The following is a 14883-nucleotide window of genomic DNA, read 5'->3' as shown; positions in this document are numbered from 1 at the left end:
TTCGTGTTCGTTATAAGTTGTAACTCATGCGAGAAGGGGTCGTCAATAGCTATCGTGATAGCTTCTAACTGAAGCGTGAGCATGTAGTCGAGTGGGAGCGGAAGGCGGCCGGTCATGGCGGAAACAGGCACGAAGACCCCGCGCGAGCGCTATCGCGACCAGGTGCGCGCCGAGGTCAAGGAACACGCGCGGGAGCAGATCGCCACGGCGGGCGCCTCCGCGCTCTCCCTCAACGCGATCGCCAAGCGGATGGGCATGAGCGGACCCGCCCTCTACCGCTACTTCGCCAGCCGCGACGACCTGATCACCGAACTCATCCGGGACGCCTACCGCAGCCTCGCCGACACCTTCCACGAGGCCGCCGAGTCAGGCGCCGACCTGCCCGGACTGGCCCACGCCCTGCGTGACTGGGCCCTCGCCGATCCGCAGCGCTACTTCCTCGTCTACGGCACACCCGTCCCCGGCTATCACGCGCCCGACGACATCACCGGCATCGCGTCCGAGATCATGGCGGTCCTGCTGGACGCGAGCGCGGCGCTCCCCGCGGACGGTCCCGCGACCCCGTTCGTGGTCGACCTGGGTGCCCATCGGCACTGGGCGGGGGACCACCCCGCCCCACCCGCGGCACTCCACCGCGCCCTGACCTTCTGGACCCGCCTGCACGGCGTCCTGTCCCTGGAACTCGCGGGACATTTCACGGGCATGGGGTTCGACCCGTCGATGTTCTTCGACTCGGAACTGGCCGGGCTGGCGGATCGGTAGGCGCGGTCCGACGGATCGCCGCGGGTCAGACGGTGAAGTGGTCGGGGTCGGCGGCCTTCCAGTCGGCGGCCCAGTCGGCCGGGGGTTCGACCAGGAGTTGACCGGGGGAGAGCCAGTCGTAGAGCACGTCGTAGGAGCGCACGGTCTGGGGGTCGACGCGCCGGTGCAGCATGTGGGGCCTGAGCTGTGCGGGGTCGGTGACTCCCATGGAGGCCATGATCTGCAGGGCGCTGGTGACGGTGGCCTCTTGGAGGCGTTGTACGCGTGTGGCCTTGTCGTCGACGTCGAGTGCGCGGGCCCGGCGCGGGTCCTGGGTGGTGACGCCGACGGGGCAGGTGTTGGTGTGGCAGCGCTGGGCCTGGATGCAGCCGACTGCGAACATCATGGCCCGGGCGGCGTTGCCGTAGTCGGCGCCCTGGATCAGCCGTTTGACGAGGTCCGTCCCGGTGGCGATCTTGCCGCTGGCGCCGATCCGGATCCGGTCCCGCAGGCCGGTGCCGACCAGGGCGTTGTGGACGGTGGTGAGGCCCTCGGTGAGCGGTGTGCCGACGTGGTCGGCGAATTCGAGCGGGGCGGCGCCGGTGCCGCCTTCCGCGCCGTCGACGATGATGAAGTCGGGCGCGGTGCCCTCCTCGATCATTGCCTTGCACACGGCGAGGAACTGCCGGCGCGAACCGGGGCACAGTTTGAAGCCGGCGGGCTTGCCACCGGACAGCTGCCGTATCCGCGCGATGAAGCGGACGAGTTCGCGGGGTGTGGAGAACACCTGGTGATACGGCGGTGAGATGACCGTCTCGCCCTCCGGTACGTCCCGCACCCGGGCGATCTCGGCGTTCACCTTGGCGCCGGGCAGGACACCGCCGATACCGGGTTTGGCGCCCTGCGACAGCTTCAGCGACACACACCTGACGCTCTCGGCCGACGCCTTCTCGGTGAACTCCCCCGGATCGAAGTCCCCGTCCCGGGTCCGGCAGCCGAAGTAGCCGGTACCGATCTCCCAGACCAGGTCGCCGCCCGGGCGCAGGTGGTACTCCGACAGTCCGCCCTCACCGGTGTCGTGCGCGAAACCGCCCGCCGCGGCCCCCTGGTTGAGCGCGAGTACGGCGTTGGCGGACAGCGAGCCGAAGCTCATCGCGGAGACGTTCAGCAGGGCCATGTCGTACGGCCGGGCACAGTCCGGGCCCCCGATCCGTATGCGCGGTGGGTGTTCGGGTACCGGGCGGGGAGCCATCGAGGGCACCAGGTACTCGTAGCCCGTCTGGTAGACGTCGCGTTCGGTGCCGAACGGTTCTTCGGCGGCGGTGCCTTTGGCCCGTTCGTAGACGATGCTGCGGATGTCCCGGTCGAAGGGGCGGCCGTCGAAGTTCCGCTCGACGAAGTACTGCTGCAACTCGGGGCGGATGCGTTCCAGCAGGAAACGGGCATGCCCGAGCACCGGATAGTTCCGCAGCACCGAGTGCCGCCGCTGGACCAGGTCCCACACACCGAGCGCGCCGACCGCGGCCAGCGGTATGGCGGCCGTCCACCACCAGGGGGACACGGCCAGGGCCACACCCATCGCCGCGAGGGCGGCACCCACGACCACGGCGATCAATCCGATTCTCAGCACGCCCCACGGGTAACCCGCTCGACCAGTCCCATGCGGACCGGCCGCGTCGACCTGGCGAAAGGCCTCGGTCGGGACGGTCGGCGACGTGCCGTGGAAACGAGGCCGGAAAACATCCGCATGCCATACGGAACAGAGGGCACCACGGTCTTCCGGAAAGAGGAATCGACATGGCTGTGATGATTCTTCTACTTCTCCTCGCGGTGATTTTTTGGAGGCGCCGGATTCGCGATCTATTGATGCGTAGTCGACATTTCAAATTGTGTGGGACCAAAAACGATGGGCACTCGACCCGCCGAGGGACGCCCACCGGAATGCCGGACGGGTTTCCTCGGTATTCACGCACTACAAGGGGAGGTTTTGTATGACGGACAACATGTGGGGTTACCCGGCAGAGTCGGGCCATCAGACGGGTACGGACCTGACCGGATTCAAGGTCGAGGCGAGCGACGGCTCGATCGGCAAGGTCGACAAGCACTCCGAGGACGTCGGAGCCGCGTACATCGTCGTCGACACCGGAGTGTGGATCTTCGGCAAGCAGGTTCTGCTCCCTGCCGGTGTCATCTCGACCATCGACGTCGCGGACCGGACGATCCACGTCGGCCGCACCAAGGAAGAGATCAAGAACTCCCCCGAGTTCGACAAGGACAAGCACATCGGTGACGCCGGCTACCACGAGCAGGTCGGCGGCTACTACGGAGACCACCGAGCCTGACGGTCACCACAACGCACAGGGGGCGGGTACCGGCGTTCTGCCGGTGCCCGTCCTTCGCCGTGCCCGGGCAGTCTCACGATGCTCTGGGCCTCTGCACGGTCCGGCCCGCAGGTCAGGGGTGTCGAGGCCGGATTTGTCGTCGGCGGTCGGGGTACCCGCGTCTGACACCCACCCTGCGAGAGGAAGCGAGAACGCCGTGAGCGAGTCCCGCCCGGAAGCCCAAGGAAACACAGGAGGGCCGAAACCGAAGCCGATACCGAGGGATCCGCCCGATCAGCAGGCCGGGGCCGACGAGCAGCGCGAGCCGGAGAGCCGTGATCCGGAGAATCCCGACCCGAAGATTCCCGACACAGACGAGGCCGGCACCGGGAAGACGGGCGCCGCGCATTCCGGCAGCCCACGTCCCGGGCACCCCGTACCCGACGAACCGACCGGCTGACGCTCCGCGCGCCTGGCCCAGTGAACGGCCCGTCTCATGACAGCAGGACGGATCCGCCCCGCCGACACGCGGCCGTGCCCCCTTGACCACACGCACGCGGTCGTCCGGGCCGTGCGCCGACACCGTAGAGGGGTGCGGCTGATCATCCGAGCCCCGTCCGACCCAAGGAGAGTGAGCCTGATGGCCACTGTGAATCTCACCGGAGCGTCCAAGGAAGACGCCGCCACCGTCTTCGGCGTCCTGCGGAACGCGTTCCCCACCGACGGGCCCTCCGACGACATGCCCCACGAACAGCCGGGTGACCCATCTGTGGTGTGGAGTGCGGAGTTCGAGCCGACGCAGGAATGGATCCCGACCGGTCCCATTCCCCTGGAGGGTTCGGTCTCCGCCACGCTGCAGGGTGGCTACGTCGCCGTGGACCAGCTGTTCGAAGCCCTGAGCACCGCGTTCGCCGTGGACCACTGGGGCGCGGCGTCGGGTGACCAGGAGAAGGAGGTCGATCTGCGGCTCAGCAGCAAGCGGTGACGAGGCGGGAAGCCGTCCCGGCACCACCCCGACCCACGAGGAGATGAGCGCCATGGTGAAGATCGGGTACACGATGATGACCGAGCAGGCCGGTCCGCGGGAGCTGGTGGCCCATGTGGTCGGCGCCGAGCGGGCCGGATTCGACTTCTCCGTCACGTCCGACCACTACTTCCCCTGGCTGGAGTCCCAGGGCCATGCCTCCTACGCGTGGAGCGTGCTCGGTGCCGCCGCGCAGGCCACGGAGCGCATTCCGCTGATGACGTACGTGACGTGTCCGACGACCCGCTATCACCCGGCGGTCGTCGCCCAGAAGGCCGCCACGCTCCAACTCCTGTCCCAGGGACGGTTCCGCCTCGGTCTCGGCTCCGGGGAGAACCTCAACGAGCATGTGGTGGGCGGCGGTTGGCCCGCCGCGCATGTCCGGCTGGCGCGGCTTGAGGAGGCTGTGGAGATCATCCGCGCGCTCCTCGCGGGGGAGAACGTCAACCACCACGGCGCCCACTTCGACGTGGAGAACGCCAAGGTGTGGGATCTGCCCGACACACCCCCGCCGATCGGTGTCGCCGTTTCCGGCGACAGCTCGTGCGAACTCGCGGGCCGTCTCGCCGACTTGCTGATCGCCACCGAACCCAGGCCGGAGTTGACCTCCGCGTTCGACGGCTACGGTGGCGCGGGCAAGCCCAAGGTCGGCCAGCTGCCCATCTGTTACGACACCGACCGAGACGCGGCGATCGCCCGCGCCCATGACCAGTTCCGCTGGTTCGCCGGCGGCTGGCCGGTCAACTCCGAACTGCCGGGCCCCGCGGCCTTCGCGGGCGCCACCCAGTTCGTACGGCCCGAGGACGTGGCCGAGTCGATTCCCTGCGGCGACGACGTGGAGGCGGTCGTCGAGGCCGTACGGCCTTACGTGGACGCGGGGTTCACCGAGGTCGCGCTCGTCCAGATCGGCGGCGAGCACCAGGAGCCGTACCTGGAATGGGCCGAACGGAAGCTGCTCCCCGCCCTCCGCTACGAACTGTGAGAGAGCGAGGACACCCGCGATGACCACGAAACGCGCCGCGATCTTCGACGTCGACGGAACACTCGTCGACACCAATCACCTGCACGTCGTGACCTGGTGGGAGGCGTTCAGACAGGGCGGTCACCGCGTCCCCATGCCGGAGATCCACCGGGCCGTGGGCCTCGGCGGCGACGACCTGATCGAGCACCTGCTGGGTAAGGACCGCGACCCCGAGGACGACGAGCGGTTCGTCGCGGCCCATCACGCCCTCTACGCCACCTACTTCGAGCGGCTCCCGGTGCTGGACGCGGCGGGCGACCTGCTGCGCGCGCTGGCCGGGCGGGGCTGGACGATCGTCCTGGCGACCTCGGCGAGCGGCCCGGAACTCTCCGCGCTGCGCCGCGCGATCGACGCGGACGACGTCATCCTCGGCGCGGCCAGCGCGGACGATGTCGCCGACGGCAAACCCGCCCCCGACCCCGTCCGGCAGGCCAGGGAACTCGCGGACGTTGTGAGCGAACGGGCCGTGTTCGTCGGCGACACCGTCTGGGACATGAAAGCCGCCGTACGGGACGGGGTAACACCCGTGGCGGTGCTGTCCGGCGGGATCCCACGCGCCGACCTGGAAACGGCCGGCGCCCACGCCGTGTACCGGGACCCCGCCGACCTTCTGGAACGGCTCGACACGAGCGTCTTCGCCGACCAGTGACGCCATGAACCTCCCTGCGGGGAGCAGGGGAGTGGTCCCGAGGATGACTTCGACGTCGTCCCGGCCACCCGGACAGACACAGGGAGCGCCATGACCGATCTCGACCCGTTCACCGATCTGCTCGACCCTCCGATGTACGTCGTGACCGCCGAGGCCGCCGGTGAGCGGGCCGGCTGCCTGGTCGGGTTCGGCTCGCAGTGTTCGATCCGGCCCGCCCGTTTCGTGGTCTGGCTGTCGAGGGCCAACCGGACGTTCCGGGTGGCCGAGCGTGCCGAGCGGCTCACGGTGCATCTGCTCCGCCGTGACCAGGACCGGTTGGCCCGGCTCTTCGGGGGCGAGACCGGCGACCGCACCGACAAGTTCGCCGACGTCCCGTGGCACCCGGGGCCGGGCGGGTCTCCCGTCCTCGACGAGGCCCCGGCCTGGTTCGTCGGACGCGTGGAGGACCGGATCGACGGCGGCGACCATGTCGGGTTCCTGCTCGCCCCGGAGGCGGTGGAGAACGCCGACGGCGGCCGCACCACAGTGCTGTCCCTGAACGACGCGCTCGACATCACCCCCGGCCATCCCGCGAACTGACCGTCAGAGCTGGGGTGTTGGTCACCGACGGCAGGCAGGTGAACCCCGGGCACAGCACCACGGCCTCGCTCAGCCGGGAGAGGCTCCGCCACCCGGAGGTCGACGGATCAGGTGCAGACAGACGACCGAGGCGATGACGGTCCGCCGTTCGGAGGCGTCCAGTCCGGAGTCGGTTTCGACGACGTACTGCTGCAACCCGAGCCACGCGTCGACGGTGCTCACCGTGACCCTGCCGAGAAGCTCCGGCGCCGGAAGCTGTTCCGGGTCCGTCTCCGTGAGCTGCCATTCGATGGACGCGTAATCCCGCCAGGTGAGGAGGAGCTGGCGTCCCCGCTCCGTTCGGAGGCTCAACTGCCGTCTCTTGACGAGTCCACGGGCAACGGCGGTGCCGATCTCCCGGTCCGCGACATCGGTGAAGCGGAACCGCACCGGTCCGAACTGTCCATATGACGTACGCCTTTTGATGCGGGCGATGAACTCTCCGGACGTCGCCGTGAGGAGGTAGTTGGTGTCGTCCGTGTGCGTGACCAGGGCGAGCCGAGCCCCTTCGACGGTGGACACGGTCAGCGCGGGGCCCGGGTAACCGCGCCACCGCGAACGCTTCGGCTGCCCCACCACGACAGCTTCCAGCTCGAACAGACCGGACTCCGGCATCGGTAATTCTTCCCCCGCCACGGCTTCCTCCTGGACCGAGTACGTCCACTGTGACGGAGGATCTGTGCGAACCGCATCCCTGCGGCACTCATTGGCTCCCTGTGATGGCGCGCGGCACCTCCATCCACTGCCCGCCCGTCCCACACCGGGCCGTGGACATGGGCCTGGTATATGGTGCCGCGATGCCGAGGATGGGCCAGGAGATGCGCGAGGCGGCGGTGCGTGCCGCCGGGGAGGCAGGGCTCGGTGAGCTGTAGGCCGTCTACGACCGTTCCCGGTTCGGCGCGTGGGTCCTCGCGGTGTCGGGCTGCTGTTTCGTGGCCCTCCTGATGCCCGTCGTCGTGATCGACACCGTCAACGACGGCGTGTCCGGCAAGACGTACGCGGGGGCCGTCATCTGTCTAGTGGTGATCGTCGGAATGTTGCTCGCCGCCCGCGTCGTGTGGCGGAACTGTGAGGGCGGCATCGTCCATTTCGAGGGCGGCATGGTCGACACATACGGCGCGGGCAGCGAAACGGTCTGTGCCTGGCGCGACGTCACCGAGGTCCGACGACTGTCCAGGAACCCGATCATTCCCACCACGTACGTCATCACCGCCGGGGGACGCCGACTCACGGTGGGCCGCGACAACTTCTCCCGCTGCCGCCCCCTCCTCAAGGACATCGCGAAGCTGGCGGCCCCGGCGCCGAGCGACTGAACGTCATGCGAGTCGTCTCCACTCGTATCCACGTCATCGTTCACCGCATCCGATCCGCCTCCCCGACTGGCCCGTCGCACACCGGAATTGAGGCCCTCAGGGGCGCCCGGAACGGGGCCGTACGCGGCTTCGGCGGACCCTCGGACGCGTTCCGGGTGTGGTGCGTGACGGCTGCGCCGCCCGCTTCGCGGCACGTCCTCACCCACCCGTCTGCGGCCTCGCCGAAACGCCTCTGACCTGGTGTTTTTTGTGGTTTCGCCTAGGCTGAGGTCATCTGCCGAACGCCATGGGAGGGGTCTTCGTGAATGCGGAAGGCATGGAGTACGACGCGTCTCACATCGAGGTGCTGGAGGGCTGGGAAGCTGTCCGGAAGCGGCCCGGGATGTACGTCGGCTCGACCGGCCAACGCGGCCTGTACCAGCTCGTGTTGGATGTCGTCGACCGGGCCGTGACCGAGGTCCTGGCGGGCCGCGCCGGCTCCGTCGACGTGACGCTCACGGCCGACGGCGGTGTGCGGGTCGCCGACGACGGGCCGGGAGGTGGTGGGCCCAACGGCCCGGACCTCGAAGCGCAGTTGACCAGCTTCCAGTTCGGTTCCGGCCCCATCGGTCGGCGCACTGCGGTCCTTGCCCCCCTCGGCATGGGGCCCTTCGTCGCCAACGCCCTGTCGAGTCGGCTGACGGCTGAGGTGCGGGGCGAGGGGACCCGATGGGTCAAGGAGTACGCGCGCGGTGTCGAGGTCGAACAGCCCGACACCGAGGGCCCGTTGACCGGAGACGGTGGCTCGGCGACCGGAAGGGGGACGACCATCTCCTTCTGGCCCGACACCGAGATCTTCGAGACGACATGGTGCGCGTTCCCTGTGCTGGCGGAGCGATTCCGTCAACTGGCCTTCCTCAACCGGGGCTTGGTCATCTCACTGACCGACGAACGCCCGGCGAACGGGGTTCGGAGGGTGCTGTTCCAATTCCCGGACGGGGTGCGGGACTTCGTGGCCGCCCTCGACGCGGAGGCGGGGGCGTGCTCCCATGCGGACGTCTTCGGCTTCGAGCGGGAGGACAAGAGAATGGCGGGGACGATGGAGGTGGCCCTGCTGTGGGGGTACTCCCGCGGCGCGCAGCTACGCGGCTTCGCCAACAGCCTGGCCACTCACGGGGGCGGTACGCATCTGGACGGCTTCCGCAAGGGAGTTGTGGACGCGGTCACCACGTTCGCACGGGAACGGGAGCTGCCAGGCGCGTCCGACCTCGATGCCTGCGCCGACGGTATCGTCGAGGGGCTCACCGCGGTCGTGTCGGTGAAGCTCGACCAACCCGAATACCTCGGCGCCACATGCACGTTGCTGGGCAACACCGAGGTGCGGCTCTGCGTCGCGGAGGCCGTCCGGGAGCACCTCGGCACCTGGTTCGAGGAGCGGCCGGAGCGGGCCGCGGACATCGTCGCCGGGATCGTACGAGACATCAGCCAGGACTGACACCCACGGACGGTCCGTCCGGAACAGCTCGGCTGCCGGTGCGGGAAACCAGTTCCCGCACCGGGTCAGCCCAGGGCCTCCAACAGGTCGACGACGTAGGCGTCCAGCCGCTCCTCCACAGCCCGCGTCGTCAGCTCAGTCCTCCCCGCCTCCCGCCACGGCCGAGCCACCCACTCCGCGCCGGACGCGAACGCCAGCGCGTCCAGCGACCGCCAGTACAACCGCTCGCCCGCGGCCACGGCCAGCACCCCGCCGGCCTCCTCGTACGCCTCGGCGAACCGCGGACCCCAGGCCGGGCCGTGGAGCAGCGCGACGTTCGTGGAGCAGTGCGCCACATCGAGGTCCGCCGGTCCCCAGGAGGTCTGCACCCAGTCGACGACGCCGCTGATACGGAGTCCTGCCGCGTCGTGGGGCGGCTCGTCGAACAGCACATTGCCGGGCTGGAAATCCCGGTGCAGGAACCGTCCCTCGTAGCGGGGCGCGGGCTTGCGGATGACGTCGGTCGCCGCGGCCCAGGCCACCGCGTCGGCGCCGTGCGGAGGGACGACGGCGTCGGCGGTCGTCCACGCCTCGTACTCCTGGGGCCGGCCGGCGGGGCGCAGCGCGTGGATCGCCACGAGTTGCCGGGCCAGCAGGGGGACACGCGCCTCCAGCCCCTCGTCGGCGACGACCGTCCGGCCCGACAGATGACTCATGAGGAGCGAGGGGTATTCGCAGTGCGCGGCGCCCGGATCCACCGCTACCGGTGCGGGAGCCGGCACGTCGGTGTCCGCGAGCAGGGCGAGGGCGTCGGCCTCGCGGTTCAGCAGGTCCTCGGCGTGCGCCACGAAGTACGGGTCGACGAAGGTCCGCAGCACCAGGTCACGGCAGCCTCCGCCCCGCGTGCCGATGGTCAGCCGCCGCATCTCGGCGGTGATGCCACCGTGCAACTCCTCGATTCCGACGATCCGTTCGCCGACCTCGAGATGCCGGCGCACCCAGGCCAGGGTCAACGGCCGTACGGCCCCCGCCTCTTCGTGGTGCATCGTCGCGCCACCCCTTCATCCTGTTGTGCTGTTCCTAGGGCAGCGGCACCGACCGCAGGATGTGATGGACCATCGTTTCGATGACGACGTAGTCCGGGTCGCCTCCCGGCTTGAGGAGTGCCGGGTACGCGCTGTCCACGGTCTCCGGGTAGGCCGGTGACACGCGTGGTGCGGCGGATCCCTTCGCGTGCGGTCCGGCATGCAGGTCGATGCTGATCATGTGTCCCCGGGCGGTGGGGTCGTTGCCGGGGGTGAAGGTCAGGAACCGTCCGCCGACCAGGTCGGCTTCCTTCGTGGTCGTGTGGTAACTCCACAGTTTCCTCGGGTGGTTGAGGTCGTAGGCGTTCCAGTCACCAACGCCGGAATCCTCCGGACTGACCTCGAAGAGCATCAGCACGCCGTCGGCCGAGATCAGAGCGCGTTCGGGCTTCTGGCCGCTGTCCTCGGCGGTGGCGAGCGGACGGAGGTCGCCCGGGTCGAGTCGCTGGAGGGGCGGAAAGGCGTCCTCGGTCGTGTACGCGCTGCCCGAGCAGACGAGGTAGTCGCCGCCGGCGATGAGGTGCGGGCACTTGGTGCCCGAGGTGGTGGTCGCGAGGGCATCGCCGGTACGGCCGTCGCGCGCCGTGACCTTCGAGGAGTCGGTCGTGTACACGCGCCCGCCGAACGCGGCCGGGCTCTCGGAGCGGTAGGCGTCCACCGTCCTGTGCCACAGCGTCGTACCGTCGGACTCCCGGTAGGCACCGAGCGCGACGCGCGGCTCGCGGTCGAAACTGCTCCACGCGTCGAGCGCGTAGACGACTCCGTCCGCCGCCACGAACTGGGTGTACACGCGGTCGACGGGCAGCCCGTGGGACCAGGCCGCCTTGCCGGTGCGCAGGTTCGCGGCGCGCAGGGTGCGGCCGCCGCTGGTCACCGCGCGTTCGTCGGCCTTGTCCACGACGAGTCCGAGGTTCTTGCCGGAGGTGGTCGTGGGCACCGTCCAGCTGACCGCGCCGTCGGTCCGGGACCGTCCGACGAAACCGTCCGCGCCGGTGGAGCACACGACCTGATGGGCCGTGGCACCGCAGACCTGTACCCCCTCCGAGCCGGAGAGGTCCTTGGTCCAGGCACGCCACGAGCCCTGAACGCTGTCGGCCGTCTGTGCCGCGGCGGAGGTCGCCGCGGAGGGGGACGGGGACGCGGTCGTCGTCGTATGCCCTGTCTCGGTGGACCGCGCGCCCCCGGAGCCCGCACAGCCGACCGCCGCCACGCCGAACAGGACCGCACCTATTAGCCCGTGCGTCATCCGAACCTGTCGCATCAGCCACCCCCGGCGAGTAGGGCGCCCATGTTTCCAGACGCCGAGTGTCACGCACCACGTCAACGCACACCCTGTCGTCGAATGCGACATGCGGCGGAGTGATGACCCGACCGGCTGGTCCTCGGACCCGGACGGTGTGGCGGCACGGCGGGTGGGGCCGGGTTGGGGACACTCGCGGTCCGGCGCCGCGAGGGCGTCGGGTTCCCTGTCTGGCTGGAGAAACGTGGTGCGACTTCCCCTGTTTCGGGCCGTGCTGGCGGCCTCGGTGCTCGTGGCGTCCGGAGCGGCCGCCGCGCCGGTGCGGGCCGACGGGACGTCCCGGCCCCGGGCCGTCGACGATCTCGCGCGGTACGTCAACCCGTTCGTCGGCACCGCCCCCGGCGGCCCCGACTTCGGCCACGGCGGCGGCGCGGGCAACACCTTCCCGGGCGCCTCGGCACCGCTCGGCGGGATGCAGTGGAGCCCCGACACGGTGACGTACCAGCACGGCGGCTACTCCTACGGCGACAACCGCATCCGCGGCTTCAGCCTCGCGCACATCTCCGGAGCGGGCTGCGCCGCCTACGGCAACGTCCCCTTCATGCCCACGCAGGAGACCGCACCGCCGGCGTACGCCACGTTCTCGCACGCCAACGAGCAGGCGGCGCCCGGCAGTTACCACGTCACCTTCGACAACGGCATCGGCACCGACCTCACCACCACCCAGCGCTCGGGCATCGCCCGCTTCACCTACCCGGCGAGCGACACCCGCCCCGCCGCCGTGAGCATCGACGCGGCCAAGGCGTTCACCGCGGCCACCGGATCGGTCGACATCGGCACCGACACGCTCTCCGGGTACAGCGACAGCGGCGCCTTCTGCAAGTCCAAGAACCGGTACCGGCTCTACTTCCACGCCAGCTTCGACCAGCCCTTCGCCCAGACCGCTCACCCTGACGGCAAACCGGGTTCGGCCATGGTCACCTTCGCCCCCGGCGTGCGCACGGTGACCGCCCGGGTCGGCGTCTCCTTCGTCGATGTCGAGGGCGCCCGCCGCAACGCACTCAACGAGCAGAAGGCGCAGTCGTACGACACGATTCGGCAGGCCGTGCGCGACGACTGGAACGGGTGGCTCAACCGTGTCACCGTCGGCGGCGGCACGGACGCCCAGCGCCGGGTCTTCTACACCGCCCTTTACCACGCCCTCCTGCACCCCAGCGTCTTCAGCGACACCGACGGGCGCTACACCGGCATGGACGGGCTCGTCCACCGCACCCAGGCCGGGCACGTGCAGTACGCGAACTTCTCCGGCTGGGACGTCTACCGCTGCCAGGTCCAGTTGCTGGCACTGCTCGCCCCGCGCGAGGCCTCCGACATCGCGCAGTCCGTCCTCAACCAGGGCCTCCAAGCTGGGTACTTCGACCGCTGGACCCTCGCGAACGGCGGCAGCGGCGTCATGGTCGGCGACCCGCTGCCCGCCATCGCGTCCGCGATCCACGCCTTCGGCGGAACCGACTTCGACGCAACCACCCTGCTGCGTACGGCCCTTGCGGACCGCCAGGACAACCGCCAGCGCCCCGGACACGCGCAGTACGACACCCTCGGCTACGTCCCCGCCGGCACCAAGGGCGTCTGGGGCTCCGTCTCCACCACCCTCGAGTACGCCGTCGCCGACTACGCCATCGCCCAACTTGCCCACCGTCTCGGCGACTTGACGTCGTACGACACCCTGCTGAGGGCCTCCGGGAACTGGCGCAACCTCTTCAACCCCGCCACCGGCTACATCCAGCCCCGTAACGCCGACGGCACCTGGCCGGCCTTCACCCCGGCGCAGAAGACGGAGTACGTGGAGGGCAACGCGGCCCAGTACACGTGGATGGTGCCGCAGGACCTGCCCGGCCTGTTCGCGGCGATGGGCGGCGACGCCGCCGTCACCGCCCGCCTCGACACCTTCTTCACCAGCCTCAACGCCGGTGCCGATCAGCCCTACGCCTACCTCGGCAACGAGCCCTCGTTCGGGACCCCTTCGGCCTACACCTACGTCGGCCACACCGACCGCGCCGGGGCCGTCACCCACCGCGCGCTGTCCACGCTGTTCACCGACGCCCCCGGCGGACTCGTCGGCAACGACGACCTCGGCGCCATGTCGTCCTGGGCGGTGTGGGCGAGCCTCGGCCTGTACCCGGAGGTCCCCGGCACCGCCCAACTCGTCCGCACAGAGCCCCTGTTCAGCACCGCCACCGTCCACCGGGGCAACGGCACCTCGCTCACCGTCGGCTCCGGGGCGCGCAGGCACTCACTTCGATAGCGGAGTCCGTACGGGACGGGCCGCCGGTCCGGGAGCGGCCGTGACCTCGGTCGGCTTCAACGCGCCGTGCGGCCCGTCGCACTCCACCACCACGCGGACCGGCGCGCCGCACTCGGTGTGCCGTACGTCGAGAACCGGCCCCTCGGGGTCGGCGGCGTACGTCTCGCCCCACTGCCGTAGCGCCATGAGGACCGGCCAGAGATCGCGGCCCTTGCTCGTCAGCCGGTACTCGTGCCGGGTCCGGCTGCCCGCCTGCTGGTAGGGCACGGTCGTCAGGATGCCGGCGGCCACCAGCTTGCGGAGCCGGTCCGCGAGCACCGCGTCCGAGAGCCCGATATGACGCCGGAAGTCGTCGAAGCGCCGGACCCTGATGAACGCGTCCCGCAGGATCAGCAGGGTCCATTTCTCGCCGACGAGATCGAGCGTGCTCTGGACCGGGCAGTTCTCCGTGCTCACGTCGAGCCATTCCATGCCGCCAGCGTAGCCACCTGGCTCTGTCATTGACAGCCAGCTGCCGCGAGATCTAGCTTCTTTTCAAGAAGCCAGCTGGGGAGGTAACGCCGTATGGGACGGTCACGGACGTACGAGTGGGAGGACCCGGGCGTCTCGGCAGCCGCCGTAGGACAGTCCACGGGTCTGGAATTCCTGCGGGAACTGATCGGCGGGCGGCTGCCCGCGCCGCCCATCGGGGCCACCCTGAACTTCACGCTCGACGAGGTGGAGCACGGGCGCGCGGTGTTCTCGCTGATACCGGGGGAGGAGCACTACAACCCGATCGGCAGCGTGCACGGCGGGGTCTACGCCACGCTGCTCGACTCCGCGGCCGGGTGCGCGGTGCAGTCCACGTTGCCGCAGGGCATGGGGTACACGTCGCTCGACCTGACCGTGAAGTTCCTGCGCCCGATCACCGCCGACACCGGGCGCGTCCGCGCCGTGGGAACTGTGCTGAACGGTGGGCGGCGTACCGCGCTCGCCCAGGCCGAACTGTTCGACGAGAAGGACCGGCTGCTCGCGCATGCCACGAGCAGCTGCCTGCTGTTTCCCGTCCCGGGTGCTTGACCCCGGAACGGCGGAAATCCGCCTGTCCCCCGCGCAGGCGGATCCGTACCGTCA

General features: G+C 69.8%; 16 protein-coding genes. 11 read left to right on the top strand and 5 right to left on the bottom strand.

Features of this window, described 5'->3' with window-relative positions; translation table 11 throughout:
- The first annotated feature begins 114 nt into the window (after nt 1–114).
- Nucleotides 115–762, top strand: coding sequence for a TetR/AcrR family transcriptional regulator (locus tag OG504_RS05095; protein ID WP_405988608.1), 648 nt, complete (start codon nt 115–117; stop codon nt 760–762).
- A 25-nt stretch (nt 763–787) separates the two neighbouring features.
- On the opposite strand, the gene OG504_RS05090 is transcribed toward OG504_RS05095, so the two are convergent.
- A complete protein-coding gene (locus OG504_RS05090) occupies nt 788–2320 on the bottom strand; it encodes an FMN-binding glutamate synthase family protein (protein WP_405996255.1) in 1533 nt (510 codons plus the stop codon).
- Nucleotides 2321–2732: 412 nt separating this feature from the next.
- Between OG504_RS05090 and OG504_RS05085 the strand changes: the two genes are divergently transcribed.
- From OG504_RS05085 to OG504_RS05065, 5 genes are all read left to right on the top strand, one after another.
- Nucleotides 2733–3083, top strand: coding sequence for a PRC-barrel domain containing protein (locus OG504_RS05085; RefSeq protein ID WP_405988607.1), 351 nt, complete (start codon nt 2733–2735; stop codon nt 3081–3083).
- Between the two features lie 619 nt (nt 3084–3702).
- Entirely contained in the window at nt 3703–4047 is a 345-nt protein-coding gene (locus tag OG504_RS05080) for a hypothetical protein (RefSeq protein ID WP_405988606.1), read from the top strand.
- 52 nt (nt 4048–4099) lie between these two features.
- Nucleotides 4100–5068, top strand: coding sequence for an LLM class F420-dependent oxidoreductase (locus OG504_RS05075; RefSeq protein ID WP_405988605.1), 969 nt, complete (start codon nt 4100–4102; stop codon nt 5066–5068).
- Between the two features lie 19 nt (nt 5069–5087).
- Nucleotides 5088–5756, top strand: coding sequence for an HAD family hydrolase (locus tag OG504_RS05070; RefSeq protein ID WP_405988604.1), 669 nt, complete (start codon nt 5088–5090; stop codon nt 5754–5756).
- Nucleotides 5757–5846: 90 nt separating this feature from the next.
- Nucleotides 5847–6335 carry a flavin reductase family protein gene (locus OG504_RS05065; protein WP_405988603.1) on the top strand — a complete coding sequence of 163 codons (489 nt, stop codon included), beginning with the start codon at nt 5847–5849 and terminating at the stop codon, nt 6333–6335.
- 69 nt (nt 6336–6404) lie between these two features.
- On the opposite strand, the gene OG504_RS05060 is transcribed toward OG504_RS05065, so the two are convergent.
- Nucleotides 6405–6989 (bottom strand): hypothetical protein, encoded by a 585-nt coding sequence (locus tag OG504_RS05060; RefSeq protein WP_405988602.1) that lies wholly within the window; start codon nt 6987–6989, stop codon nt 6405–6407.
- A gap of 104 nt (nt 6990–7093) precedes the next feature.
- Here OG504_RS05060 and OG504_RS05055 point away from each other — a divergent pair, with 104 nt between their 5' ends.
- The 3 genes from OG504_RS05055 to OG504_RS05045 all read left to right on the top strand — a co-directional run bounded on the left by OG504_RS05055 (nt 7094) and on the right by OG504_RS05045 (nt 9161).
- Nucleotides 7094–7246: a hypothetical protein gene (locus tag OG504_RS05055; protein ID WP_405988601.1), complete on the top strand. Its 153-nt coding sequence runs from the start codon at nt 7094–7096 to the stop codon at nt 7244–7246.
- 72 nt (nt 7247–7318) lie between these two features.
- Nucleotides 7319–7687 carry a hypothetical protein gene (locus tag OG504_RS05050; protein WP_405988600.1) on the top strand — a complete coding sequence of 123 codons (369 nt, stop codon included), beginning with the start codon at nt 7319–7321 and terminating at the stop codon, nt 7685–7687.
- Between the two features lie 301 nt (nt 7688–7988).
- Nucleotides 7989–9161: a DNA gyrase subunit B gene (locus tag OG504_RS05045; RefSeq protein ID WP_405988599.1), complete on the top strand. Its 1173-nt coding sequence runs from the start codon at nt 7989–7991 to the stop codon at nt 9159–9161.
- Between the two features lie 65 nt (nt 9162–9226).
- Here OG504_RS05045 and OG504_RS05040 read toward each other — a convergent pair whose 3' ends face one another.
- Together OG504_RS05040 and OG504_RS05035 are read right to left on the bottom strand one after the other, a co-directional pair.
- A complete protein-coding gene (locus tag OG504_RS05040; RefSeq protein ID WP_405988598.1) occupies nt 9227–10186 on the bottom strand; it encodes a phosphotransferase family protein in 960 nt (319 codons plus the stop codon).
- A 34-nt stretch (nt 10187–10220) separates the two neighbouring features.
- Complete coding sequence (locus OG504_RS05035; RefSeq protein WP_405988597.1) at nt 10221–11486, bottom strand: PQQ-binding-like beta-propeller repeat protein; 1266 nt, start codon at nt 11484–11486, stop codon at nt 10221–10223.
- 226 nt (nt 11487–11712) lie between these two features.
- On the opposite strand from OG504_RS05035, the gene OG504_RS05030 reads away from it, so the two are divergent.
- Nucleotides 11713–13770, top strand: coding sequence for a GH92 family glycosyl hydrolase (locus OG504_RS05030; RefSeq protein WP_405988596.1), 2058 nt, complete (start codon nt 11713–11715; stop codon nt 13768–13770).
- Here OG504_RS05030 and OG504_RS05025 read toward each other — a convergent pair.
- Nucleotides 13759–14241 (bottom strand): winged helix-turn-helix transcriptional regulator, encoded by a 483-nt coding sequence (locus tag OG504_RS05025; RefSeq protein WP_405988595.1) that lies wholly within the window; start codon nt 14239–14241, stop codon nt 13759–13761. The genes OG504_RS05030 and OG504_RS05025 overlap by 12 nt on opposite strands.
- Nucleotides 14242–14334: 93 nt before the next feature.
- Between OG504_RS05025 and OG504_RS05020 the strand changes: the two genes are divergently transcribed.
- A complete protein-coding gene (locus tag OG504_RS05020; RefSeq protein ID WP_033280541.1) occupies nt 14335–14829 on the top strand; it encodes a PaaI family thioesterase in 495 nt (164 codons plus the stop codon).
- Nucleotides 14830–14883: the final 54 nt, after the last annotated feature.

It is taken from the genome of Streptomyces sp. NBC_00986, assembly GCF_045162565.1.
Lineage (GTDB): Bacteria > Actinomycetota > Actinomycetes > Streptomycetales > Streptomycetaceae > Streptomyces.
Note: the sequence above shows the minus strand (reverse complement) of the source record. Positions and strands in the feature narration are given on the sequence as shown.